General features: G+C 36.2%; 11 protein-coding genes and 1 other annotated feature. All 11 genes read right to left on the reverse strand.

Features of this window, described 5'->3' with window-relative positions; translation table 11 throughout:
* Window positions 1-28: 28 nt before the first annotated feature.
* The 11 genes from rpoC to ACJTHF_RS10745 all read right to left on the reverse strand — a co-directional run bounded on the left by rpoC (window position 29) and on the right by ACJTHF_RS10745 (window position 12,272).
* A complete protein-coding gene (gene rpoC, locus ACJTHF_RS10695; RefSeq protein WP_048541354.1) occupies window positions 29-3,646 on the reverse strand; it encodes a DNA-directed RNA polymerase subunit beta' in 3,618 nt (1,205 codons plus the stop codon).
* A gap of 100 nt (window positions 3,647-3,746) precedes the next feature.
* Complete coding sequence (gene rpoB, locus ACJTHF_RS10700; RefSeq protein ID WP_048541353.1) at window positions 3,747-7,301, reverse strand: DNA-directed RNA polymerase subunit beta; 3,555 nt, start codon at window positions 7,299-7,301, stop codon at window positions 3,747-3,749.
* 206 nt (window positions 7,302-7,507) lie between these two features.
* A complete protein-coding gene (locus ACJTHF_RS10705) occupies window positions 7,508-8,116 on the reverse strand; it encodes a class I SAM-dependent methyltransferase (protein ID WP_048541351.1) in 609 nt (202 codons plus the stop codon).
* Window positions 8,117-8,198: 82 nt separating this feature from the next.
* Complete coding sequence (rplL, locus tag ACJTHF_RS10710; protein WP_153653597.1) at window positions 8,199-8,561, reverse strand: 50S ribosomal protein L7/L12; 363 nt, start codon at window positions 8,559-8,561, stop codon at window positions 8,199-8,201.
* 40 nt (window positions 8,562-8,601) lie between these two features.
* Window positions 8,602-9,108, reverse strand: coding sequence for a 50S ribosomal protein L10 (gene rplJ / locus ACJTHF_RS10715; RefSeq protein ID WP_025904860.1), 507 nt, complete (start codon window positions 9,106-9,108; stop codon window positions 8,602-8,604).
* A gap of 42 nt (window positions 9,109-9,150) precedes the next feature.
* Window positions 9,151-9,291 (reverse strand) — a sequence feature (ribosomal protein L10 leader region).
* 41 nt (window positions 9,292-9,332) lie between these two features.
* Window positions 9,333-10,025: a 50S ribosomal protein L1 gene (rplA, locus tag ACJTHF_RS10720; protein WP_037589918.1), complete on the reverse strand. Its 693-nt coding sequence runs from the start codon at window positions 10,023-10,025 to the stop codon at window positions 9,333-9,335.
* 114 nt (window positions 10,026-10,139) lie between these two features.
* The gene (gene rplK / locus ACJTHF_RS10725; protein ID WP_025904858.1) at window positions 10,140-10,562 is read right to left on the reverse strand and encodes a 50S ribosomal protein L11; all 423 of its coding nucleotides are present in this window, start codon (window positions 10,560-10,562) and stop codon (window positions 10,140-10,142) included.
* A 147-nt stretch (window positions 10,563-10,709) separates the two neighbouring features.
* Window positions 10,710-11,258, reverse strand: coding sequence for a transcription termination/antitermination protein NusG (nusG, locus tag ACJTHF_RS10730; RefSeq protein ID WP_058590878.1), 549 nt, complete (start codon window positions 11,256-11,258; stop codon window positions 10,710-10,712).
* A gap of 14 nt (window positions 11,259-11,272) precedes the next feature.
* On the reverse strand, window positions 11,273-11,452 hold the full coding sequence (secE, locus tag ACJTHF_RS10735; protein WP_025904856.1) for a preprotein translocase subunit SecE: 180 nt from the start codon (window positions 11,450-11,452) through the stop codon (window positions 11,273-11,275).
* 14 nt (window positions 11,453-11,466) lie between these two features.
* Window positions 11,467-11,607: a 50S ribosomal protein L33 gene (rpmG, locus tag ACJTHF_RS10740; RefSeq protein ID WP_075577615.1), complete on the reverse strand. Its 141-nt coding sequence runs from the start codon at window positions 11,605-11,607 to the stop codon at window positions 11,467-11,469.
* 50 nt (window positions 11,608-11,657) lie between these two features.
* Window positions 11,658-12,272: a sigma-70 family RNA polymerase sigma factor gene (locus ACJTHF_RS10745; protein ID WP_058590879.1), complete on the reverse strand. Its 615-nt coding sequence runs from the start codon at window positions 12,270-12,272 to the stop codon at window positions 11,658-11,660.
* Between the last annotated feature and the right edge of the window lie 35 nt (window positions 12,273-12,307).

Genomic DNA, 12,307 nt, shown 5'->3' on the forward strand with positions numbered 1-12,307 from the left:
TCTAGGAACCTAGAACAGCCCATATATATTAGTCAGTCACAACTTGTTCTTCAGGTACTACTTCTTTTTCAACTTTTTCAAAGTCAACACCAGTATATCTTCTCATGCCTGTTCCGGCAGGGATCAATTTACCGATGATAACATTTTCTTTAAGTCCAAGTAAGTCATCACGCTTACCTTTAATAGCAGCATCTGTAAGTACTCTTGTTGTTTCTTGGAATGAAGCAGCTGATAAGAAACTTTCAGTCTCAAGAGATGCTTTCGTAATACCAAGTAATACAGGTTTAGCAGTTGCTGGACGTTTACGCGTCGCAAATACTTCTCTGTTTGCATCAGTAAATGTATGAATATCAACTAATGCACCTGGTAATAATTTAGTATCTCCTGCTTCAATAATTCTTACTTTACGAAGCATTTGTCTAACCATAACTTCAACGTGTTTATCTGAAATTTCAACACCTTGCATACGGTAAACTTTTTGTACTTCTTTAAGTAAGTATTTTTGAGTAGCATTTAAGCCTGCAACAGCTAGTAATCCTTTAGGTTCGATTGAACCTTCAGTCATAACTTCACCACGTTCTACGTATTGACCTTCTTCAACTTTAAGTCGAGCAGTACCTGGCGCGTTATAAGTACGGATTTCATTTTCGCCTTTAACTTTAATTTCTTGTTGACGATCTTTAACGATCGTAATTTCAGTTACTTCACCATTAATTTCAGAAATAACAGCTTGCCCTTTAGGGTTACGTGCTTCAAATAGCTCTTGAATACGAGGTAAACCTTGAGTGATATCGGCACCTGCTACACCACCTGTATGGAATGTACGCATTGTAAGCTGAGTACCTGGTTCACCGATTGATTGTGCAGCAATTGTACCAACTGCTTCACCAACTTCAACTTGTTCACCAGTTGCTAAGTTCTTACCATAACATTTTTCACATACACCGTGACGAGTGTTACATGTAAATGCAGAGCGAATATGCATTTCAGTAATACCTGCATCAACTATTTGTTTAGCAATATCAGCAGTTATTAATTCATTAACTTTAATAATTACTTCATCTGTTTCAGGATGACGTAATGTTTCTTTAGAGTAACGACCTTCAATACGTTCAATGAATGGTTCGATTAACTCTGATCCTTCTCTAATATCTGAAACAAGTAATCCACGGTCAGTTCCACAGTCTTCTTCTCTAACGATAACATCTTGTGCTACGTCAACTAGACGACGTGTTAAGTAGCCTGAATCGGCAGTTTTCAGTGCTGTATCGGCAAGACCTTTACGCGCACCGTGAGTAGAGATGAAGTATTCAAGTACTGTTAAACCTTCACGGAATGATGATTTAATAGGTAACTCGATAATTCGACCAGATGGGTTAGCCATCAGACCACGCATACCAGCTAATTGAGTGAAGTTTGATGCGTTACCACGGGCACCAGAGTCACTCATCATGAAGATTGGGTTTAAGCTGTCTAATGACATCATTAATTTAGCTTGAATATCATCTTTAGCTTTTGTCCAAATTTCAATTACAGCAGCATAACGTTCGCTTTCAGTAATTAAACCACGGGTAAATTGTTTTTGTACTTTATCTACTTTGATTTCTGCTTCTCCAATAATTTCTTGTTTATCAGGAAGTACCACGATGTCAGAAACCCCAACTGTAATACCAGCTTTAGATGAGTATTTAAATCCTAAATCTTTCATCTTATCAAGCATTACTGATGTATCTGTAATGTGGAATTTATTAAAGATTTCCGCAATGATTTGACCTAAGAATTTCTTGTTAAATGGTTTAACAAGTTCAACATCTTGTAAGTACTCGATTAATCCACCTTCTGGAATATCAGTAGGTGCAATAAAGTATTTGTCAGGTGTTGATTTTTCTAAGTTGAAATTCGTTGGTTCATTAATGTACGGGAATGAATCCGGCATAATTTCATTGAATATAATCTTACCAACAGATGTGATAAGTAATTTATTGTTTTGTTCTTCTGTAAATGTTGGGTTCTTTAATGATCTTGCATGAACAGCTATACGTGAGTGTAAATGAACATAGCCATTTACATACGCTTTAATAACTTCATCTGTTTCACTAAAGATTTCACCAGCTCCTGTAGCGCCTTTACGTTCAAGTGTTAAGTAATAGTTACCTAATACCATATCTTGAGAAGGTGTTACGACTGGTTTACCATCTTTAGGGTTCAAGATGTTTTGAGCTGCAAGCATTAACATACGTGCTTCTGCTTGTGCTTCTTTTGATAATGGAACATGGACAGCCATTTGGTCACCATCAAAGTCAGCGTTATAAGCAGTTGTTACAAGTGGATGAAGTCTGATTGCACGACCTTCAACTAGTGTAGGTTCAAATGCTTGAATACCTAAACGGTGAAGCGTTGGTGCACGGTTTAATAGTACTGGATGTTCTTTAATAACATCTTCTAGTACATCCCAAACTTCTTCTTCCATTCTTTCTATTTTACCTTTTGCATTCTTGATGTTCGTTGCAATTTCGCGTTCAACAAGTTCTTTCATAATGAAAGGTTTGAACAATTCTAACGCCATTTCTTTCGGTAAACCACATTGATACATTTTAAGGTTTGGTCCAACTACGATAACTGAACGACCTGAATAGTCAACACGTTTACCAAGTAAGTTTTGACGGAAACGACCTTGTTTACCTTTTAACATATGTGACAATGATTTTAATGGACGGTTACCTGGTCCAGTAACTGGACGACCACGACGACCATTATCAATTAAAGCATCTACAGCTTCTTGTAACATACGTTTTTCATTTTGAACGATAATACCAGGTGCACCTAAATCTAATAAACGTTTCAAACGATTATTACGGTTGATAACACGACGGTATAAATCATTTAAATCACTTGTTGCGAAACGTCCACCGTCTAATTGAACCATTGGACGAATTTCAGGTGGAATAATTGGTAATACATCTAAGATCATCCAAGATGGGTCATTACCTGAGTGACGGAATGACTCAACAACTTCTAGACGTTTAATTGCTCTTGTCAATCTTTGTCCTGTTGCTGATTCTAATTCTTCACGTAATTCTTTTAATTCTTTATCTAAATCGATATCGCTTAATAAGTCACGGATTGCTTCTGCACCCATTTTTGCTGTGAATTTACCTGGATATTTATCATAATACTCACGGAATTCACCTTCAGTTAATAATTGTTTCTTCTCTAATCCAGTTGGACCTGGATCAATTACAGTGTAAGAAGCAAAGTATATAACTTCTTCAAGTGAACGTGGTGACATATCAAGTAAAAGTCCCATACGACTTGGGATACCTTTGAAGTACCAAATGTGTGAAACTGGTGCTGCTAATTCAATATGCCCCATTCTTTCACGACGCACTTTTGACTTAGTAACCTCTACACCACAACGGTCACAGACCATGCCTTTATAGCGTACTCTTTTATATTTACCACAACTACATTCCCAGTCCTTAGTTGGACCAAAAATTTTCTCACAGAATAAACCATCTCTTTCAGGTTTTAACGTACGGTAGTTAATTGTTTCTGGTTTTTTCACTTCACCAAATGACCAAGAACGGATCTTTTCAGGTGAAGCAAGTCCTATTTTCATGTAATGGAAATTATTTACATCAATCAAGGAGCCTACCTCCTTCAATTTAAATTAGTTGTGCCGGTTGATTGATAATGTATAACAAATGTAAAGCGCAAATGTTTAATCAAATGCGCTTTATTAACTTTTAGTCAGTTACTTGTTGCCCTTCTATTGATGCATCTTGTGAAACACCTAAATCAACTTTCTTGTCCATCATATCTTCATCTTCTAAATCACGCATTTCGATTTCGTTATCGTGTTCGTCCATAACTTTAACGTCTAGACCTAAACTTTGTAACTCTTTCATTAATACGCGGAATGATTCAGGAACTCCCGGTTTAGGGATGTTTTCTCCTTTTACGATAGATTCGTAAGTTTTAACACGACCTACTGTGTCATCAGATTTATAAGTTAAAATCTCTTGTAAAGTATATGCTGCACCGTAAGCTTCAAGTGCCCATACTTCCATCTCACCGAAACGTTGTCCACCAAACTGAGCTTTACCGCCAAGTGGTTGTTGTGTAACAAGTGAGTATGGTCCAGTAGAACGCGCATGTAATTTATCGTCTACCATGTGTGCAAGTTTAAGCATGTACATTACACCTACAGATACACGGTTATCAAACGGTTCACCAGTACGACCATCGTATAGTACAGTTTTACCATCACGAGCCATACCTGCTTCTTCAATAGTTGACCAAACATCATCATCGTTTGCACCATCAAATACTGGTGAAGCAACATGAATACCTAAATTCTTAGCTGCCATTCCAAGATGAAGTTCTAATACTTGTCCGATATTCATACGAGAAGGTACACCTAATGGGTTTAACATGATGTCAATTGGTGTTCCATCTGGTAAGTAAGGCATATCTTCTTCAGGTAAGATACGTGAGATAACACCTTTGTTACCGTGACGACCACACATTTTATCTCCGACATGTATTTTACGTTTTTGAACGATGTATACACGTACTAATTGGTTTACACCTGGAGATAATGAATCATCGCCTTCTTCTCTGTTAAATACTTTAACATCTAATACAATACCACCTGCACCATGAGGTACACGTAATGATGTATCACGAACTTCACGAGCTTTTTCACCAAAGATTGCATGTAATAATCTTTCTTCAGCTGTTAATTCAGTTACACCTTTAGGCGTTACTTTACCAACTAGGATATCTCCGTCTTTAACTTCAGCACCAACATAAACGATACCACGATCATCTAAGTTCTTAAGTGCATTGTCAGAAACGTTAGGAATATCACGTGTGATTTCTTCAGGTCCTAATTTAGTGTCACGAGCTTCTGATTCATATTCTTCAACGTGAATTGAAGTATAAACATCATCTTTAACAAGACGTTCACTCATGATTACAGCATCCTCATAGTTATAACCGTCCCAAGTCATGAAACCAACTACTACGTTACGTCCAAGTGCCATTTCACCAAGTTCCATTGAAGGACCATCAGCTAAAATTTCACCTTTAGTAACAATATCTCCACTCGCAATGATTGGACGTTGATTGTAACAAGTACCTGAGTTACTACGTTTAAATTTTGATAATGGGTAACGATCTAATTCAGTTTCGATCTCTTTACCATTCTCTTCAACAATACGTCTAACAAGGATTTCTTTTGCTTCTACGTGCTCAACTCTACCTTTGTACTTAGCAACAACAGCTGCACCTGAATCACGTGCAGTTACGTGTTCCATACCAGTACCAACAAATGGTGCTTCTGGGTTCATTAAAGGTACCGCTTGACGTTGCATGTTTGCACCCATAAGCGCACGGTTAGAGTCATCGTTTTCTAAGAATGGAATACATGCTGTCGCTGCAGAAACAACTTGTTTAGGAGATACATCCATGTAGTCCATGCGTTCTTTAGGTTTCGTAGTGTTGTCCCCACGGAAACGACAAAGAACTTCATCATCAACGAATTTACCTGTTTCATCAAGTACAGAGTTTGCTTGTGCAACTACATAGCTGTCTTCTTCGTCAGCTGTTAAGTAGTCGATTCTGTCAGTAACTTGGTTTGTCTCGATGTTTACCTTACGATAAGGTGTTTCAATGAAACCAAATTCATTAACTCTTGCATAACTTGATAATGAGTTGATTAAACCAATGTTTGGTCCCTCAGGCGTTTCAATTGGACACATACGACCATAGTGAGAGTAGTGAACGTCACGTACTTCCATACCAGCACGCTCACGAGTTAAACCACCCGGTCCTAATGCTGATAGACGACGTTTATGCGTCAACTCTGCTAATGGGTTTGCTTGGTCCATGAATTGAGATAATTGAGAGCTACCAAAGAATTCTTTAATAGATGCAATTACTGGACGAATATTAATTAATTGTTGAGGTGTGATTGAATCAGTGTCTTGAATTGACATACGTTCACGCACAACACGTTCCATACGTGATAAACCAATTCTGAATTGGTTCTGTAGTAATTCTCCTACTGAACGTAGACGACGATTACCTAAATGGTCGATATCATCTGTGTAACCTACACCATGTAACAAGTTAAAGAAATATGATAGTGAAGAAATAATATCTGCTGGTGTAATACATTTCACTGCTTCATCAGGGAATGCATTACCAATCACTGTTGTCGTACGTTTTTCTTCATCACCAGGAATATAAATTTTAACTGTTTGAACTTCTACTGGCTCATCTAAGACACCACTATTAAGTTCATAAACATGAATATTAGCGTTTGATTCTAAAACATCGATGATTTTATCTAAATTACGACGGTCTAAAACAGTACCTTCTTCAGCCGCAATTTCACCTGTTTCAACGTCAACGATAGGCTCAGCTAAAGTTTGGTTGAACAAACGATGTTTAAGATGTAATTTTTTATTCATTTTGTAACGACCTACTGCCGCTAAATCATAACGTTTTGGGTCAAAGAAACGTGAATATAATAGACTTTTAGCGTTCTCTACTGTTGGTGGTTCTCCCGGACGTAAACGCTCATAAATTTCAAGCAATGCTTGGTCTGTTGTTTCAGTATTATCTTTGTCTAACGCATTTCTTAAATACTCATTGTCACCAAGTAAATCAATGATTTCTTGATCTGATGAGAATCCTAAAGCACGGATTAATACTGTAATTGGTAATTTACGTGTTCTGTCTATTCTTACGTAAGGAACATCTTTAGCATCTGTTTCATACTCTAACCATGCACCACGGTTAGGGATTACAGTAGTTCCAAAACTCACTTTACCGTTTTTATCAACTTTTTCGTTGAAGTAAACGGATGGTGAACGTACAAGTTGAGATACAATAACACGTTCTGCACCGTTTATTACAAAAGTACCAGTGTCAGTCATTAATGGGAAATCACCCATGAATACTTCTTGATCTTTCACTTCGCCTGTTTCTTTGTTAATTAAACGGACTTTAACGCGTAATGGTGCTGCATATGTTGCATCACGGTTTTTAGATTCTTCTAAATCATACTTTGGTTCACCTAGACGGTAATCTACGAACTCTAAAGAAAGGTTACCTGTAAAATCATCAATTGGAGAAATGTCGCGGAACATTTCTAGTAAACCTTCTTTTAGAAACCATTCATATGATTTCGTTTGAATCTCTATTAAGTTAGGTAGTTCTAAAATCTCGGAAATTCTCGCATAACTTCTACGAACACGATGTCTTCCATACTGGATAAGTTGACCTGTCAACAGATTCACCCCTCAAATATTGTGAATATAACTTTGCGCCTTACAAAATAAATATAATAAGACAAAAAGAAAACGGAAAGTCAATGATTCCATTTTCTATTTCGTACGACTTATTCCTAACATTCAATTAAGGGCGACGCAAAAGTACACACTTATTGAATATAATTTTTAACATTCTATTACTATATCAGAACAAAACACCAAAATCAAGCTTTTACACTTTTTAAAATGTAATAACCCTTGCTTTTTTCGATTATTTCTGCATTACCAAAAATATCTTGCATTTTTTTCTTTGCAGAAGGCATACCTTGCTTCTTCTGAATAACAACTAAAAGCTGTCCGCCACTCGATAATACTTCGATGCTTTGCTCAAGAATTTTATGAACAATTTCCTTCCCTGCTCTTATCGGAGGGTTTGTTAATACAAAATCAAACTCTAAATCTAATACATCATCTAAACAGTCACTTGCTTTCAACTGAGCATTTTGAATGTTGTTAGATTGTTGATTATCTTTTGCCAAATCCAATGCGCGTTCATTCACATCTACCATAGTTACTTCACTATGTGGAAGTACTTTCGCACACATTAAACCTATCGGGCCATAACCACAGCCCACATCCAATATTTTCTTTTTAGGACCAGGGGGATTTGCATTTAAGAAAGTTGTTACGAGTAAATCAGACCCAAAGTCTATTTTCCCTTTTGAGAAAACACCATGATCTGTCTGAAGAGAGAGTTTGTTATCGCGATAAAAATAATCGAAACTTTCTCGTTCCGACTTCACGTTTGGATCGTTATCAAAATAATGACTCATTACGCCACCTCTTTATTGATTAAATGAGTAAATAAAAACCCGTTATCATGATAATAACGGGTTTTTTGATTTAATACAGAGATTATTTTAATTCTACAGATGCGCCAACTTCTTCTAATTTTTCTTTTAAAGCTTCAGCGTCTTCTTTAGATAAACCTTCTTTAACAACTTTAGGAGCGTTGTCTACGATTTCTTTAGCTTCTTTTAAGCCTAAGCCAGTTGCTTCTTTAACCGCTTTAACAACTTTAATTTTTGAATCTCCAGCTGAAGTTAATTCAACGTCGAATTCAGTTTTTTCAGCTGCTGCGTCTCCACCAGCTGCGCCAGCTGCTGCTACAGGAGCTGCTGCTGTTACACCAAATTCTTCTTCGATAGCTTTTACTAAGTCATTTAATTCTAATACTGACATTTCTTTAATTGCTTCAATAATTTTTTCATTAGACATGATATATATCCTCCATTAAATAGTTTTATTTGTTGCTGAATTATTCAGCACTTTCTTCTTTTTGTTCTCCTACAGCTTTAACTGCATAAGCAAAGTTACGAACTGGAGCTTGTAATACAGATAGTAACATTGATACAAGACCGTCTTTTGATGGTAATGAACCGATAGTGTTAACTTCTTCTGCAGATACAACTTGTCCTTCAATAACACCTGCTTTGATTTCTAACGCTTCGTTTTCTTTAGCGAAGTCAGCAAGAATTTTAGCTGGTTCAACAACTTCTTCGTTTGAAAAAGCAATTGCGTTAGGACCAGTTAATGTTTCTTCTAAACCTTCGATACCAGCAGCTTCAGCAGCACGACGAACTAAAGTGTTTTTGTAAACTTTATATTCGATACCTGCTTCACGTAATTGTTTACGTAATTCAGTAACTTGCGCAACTGTTAAACCACGGTAGTCAACAATAATTGTTGAAACAGAATTTTTAAGTTGTTCAGTAATTAAATCAACTTTTTGTTGTTTAGCTTCAACGATTTTTGAATTAGACATCTCTACACCTCCATATTAATTGTCCGTGCTTTTATGATGAGGTTTCTCAACAAAAAAGCACTTTTTACCCACGGCAAAAAGTGCTTGAATTTTATACGTTCAAGTCAATTTAAGCCTCGGTAGGATCGCTTTTTAAGTTCAAAATTGAACTCCTACTGTCTTAGGTTAAATATTACACATCCAAAACTATAACGCGTTTTGGAGTTGAAGTCAATATTTTTATATTATAATTTAAAGCTTGAAGTATCAACTTTGATACCAGGACCCATTGTTGTTGTAACAGCAACAGATTTGAAATAAGTACCTTTAGATGATGCTGGTTTAGCTTTAGTTAATGTATCTTGAATTGTTTTGAAGTTATCAACTAATTGTTGCTCGTCAAATGATACTTTACCAATAGATGCATGAACAATACCAGATTTTTCAGCACGGTATTCTACTTTACCTGCTTTAATTTCTTCTACTGCTTTTTTGATATCCATTGTTACTGTACCAGTTTTAGGGTTTGGCATTAAACCTTTAGGTCCTAATACACGACCAAGTTTACCAACTTCACCCATCATGTCAGGTGTTGCAACGATTACATCAAAGTCGAACCAACCTTGGTTGATTTTGTTAATGTATTCTTCACCTACATAATCTGCTCCAGCTTCTTCTGCTTCTTTGATTTTATCGCCTTTAGCGAATACTAATACACGTTGTGTTTTACCAGTACCGTGTGGTAATACTACAGCGCCACGGATTTGTTGGTCATTCTTACGTGTATCAATGCCTAAACGAAATGCAACTTCTACAGATGCATCAAAGTTAACAGTACTTGTTTCTTTTGCTAATTTAATCGCTTCTTCAACAGCGTATGTTGCAGTACGATCGATTTTAGCAACTGCTTCTTGATACTTTTTACCTTTTTTAGCCATTTTGTTTTCCTCCTTTAGTGGTTTTAGCGGAATGTTACCTCCCACGTGCATTATCATAAAGACAATGCAATAGCAGACAGCGAAATAGCCGCCTGCTTAAACTTTAAAACTCAATTATTCTACGACAATACCCATGCTGCGTGCAGTACCTTCAACGATACGCATAGCTGCTTCTTCAGATGCCGCGTTTAAGTCAGGCATTTTAGTGTTAGCAATTTCACGTACTTGGTCTTGAGTTACTGTAGCAACTTTAGTTTTGTTAGGTTCACCAGAACCTTTTTCTACTTTAGCTGCTTTTTTAAGTAATACTGCTGCAGGTGGTGTCTTAGTGATGAAAGTAAATGAACGGTCTTCAAATACTGTAATTTCAACTGGAATGATTAAACCTGCTTGCTCTTGTGTACGAGCGTTGAATTCTTTACAGAATCCCATAATATTCACACCGGCTTGACCTAATGCAGGACCAACTGGTGGTGCTGGGTTTGCTTTACCTGCAGGAATTTGCAATTTAACAACTTTAACTACTTTTTTAGCCACGATGTGCACCTCCTTGATATCGTGATGTGGTCATGGGGTAATGATATTTTACCCTCCCACTCTTCATTTCGTGACGAAATGGTTGCGCATAGTCCGAGCGCGACCTTTAAATAATAACATTTAAATCATGAAATTTCAAGTGTTTTTTTACAACTTTTCAATTTGATCGAATTCAACTTCGACTGGTGTTTCTCTACCGAACATGTCAACAAGTACTGTTAATTTATACTTCTCAACATCGATTTCTTTGATTTCACCAACTTGGTTACTAAATGGTCCACTTGTTACGCGAACTTGTTCACCTAATTCAACTTCTACGTCGACTGTTTTTTCTGCCATACCCATTTGTTTAAGGATAAATTTCGCTTCATCTGGTAATAATGGATTTGGTTTAGATCCTGCACCAGCAGAACCGACGAAACCTGTAACACCAGGTGTATTTCTTACGACATACCATGATTCATCAGTCATAATTAACTCAACTAATACGTATCCAGGGAAAGTCTTCTTGATTTGTGTCTTCGCTTTACCATCTTTAATAGATGTTTCTTCCTCTTCTGGAATCACAACTCTAAAAATTTGTTCTTGCATGTTCATTGTATCAACACGCTTTTCTAGGTTTGTTTTGACTTTATTTTCATAACCTGAATAAGTGTGCACTGCATACCATCGTTTAGCGCCTATCTCTTCTGACATTTTGCCACTCCTTACTATCTAATCAAATTAATTAATTCTGTAATTCCTAAATCTAATGCATAGAAAAAGATTAAGAAAAAGATTACTGTACACACTACTATTGTTGTATATTTAACAAGTTCTTTGCCAGTTGGCCAACTTGTTTTCTGCATTTCTGATTTTACGCCTTGAAAGAAGTTTTCTTTTTTAGCCATTGATTTTCCTCCTTTTAGATGGATTCTTTATGCAATGTATGCGTATTACAAGTTTTACAAAACTTTTTTAGCTCTAATCGTTGATCTGTATCTTTTTTAGGGACTGTATAATTTCTAGCTCCGCATTTCTCGCAATTTAAAGGGACTTTTCTCATCTTATCACCTAATTCATTCTAATCCTAGATTAATATACAAAACAAAACACCTAATTGTCAAACAAAGCTGAAGTAATTTCAGCCTTGTTCAGTTTCTTTTTTAATCTGTATTGTGCGTTATATACATGTTTTACTGGTACATCTAGTTCATTTGATATTTCTTTTTTTGTTTTTCCTTGTACTGTTAATTTTAGAATGTCCGATTCAATAGGTGATAGCTTATTAGAATCCATCAAATAGGATAGCGAACATTCTGTTAACATTTGATCTTCAAAATCCTGGCCATGACCATCTCTAAGACATTCTATTAAATTAACCGAATCACTATTTGTTTCATCAATACTTAATGACGCTTTTAATATTTGATACTTTGTACTTTTAACTCTTCTTATATAATCAATTTTAGCATTTTTAATAATGACATTCACACAATGTATAAACGAATCATGCTTGTCACAATCAAATGTGAGTGCTTGCTTATACAACTTAAATCTTATAATTTGTGCGATGTCCTCTTTATCATTATAAGGTAGTCTCAATGTGCTTACCCGCTTCTGAATGTCACTTTCGAAAACATTTAATAATTGATTAAACGCTTCTTTGTCACCACGCTGAATATCATCAATCCATTTTAACAACTGCTTGTCCATATTCAAATCATTCATCAAGCTCATCCCTTGTTATCGTTTTGAGCATATTT

The organism is Mammaliicoccus sp. RAM2, assembly GCF_045897195.1.
GTDB classification, from domain to species: Bacteria; Bacillota; Bacilli; order Staphylococcales; family Staphylococcaceae; genus Mammaliicoccus; species Mammaliicoccus sciuri.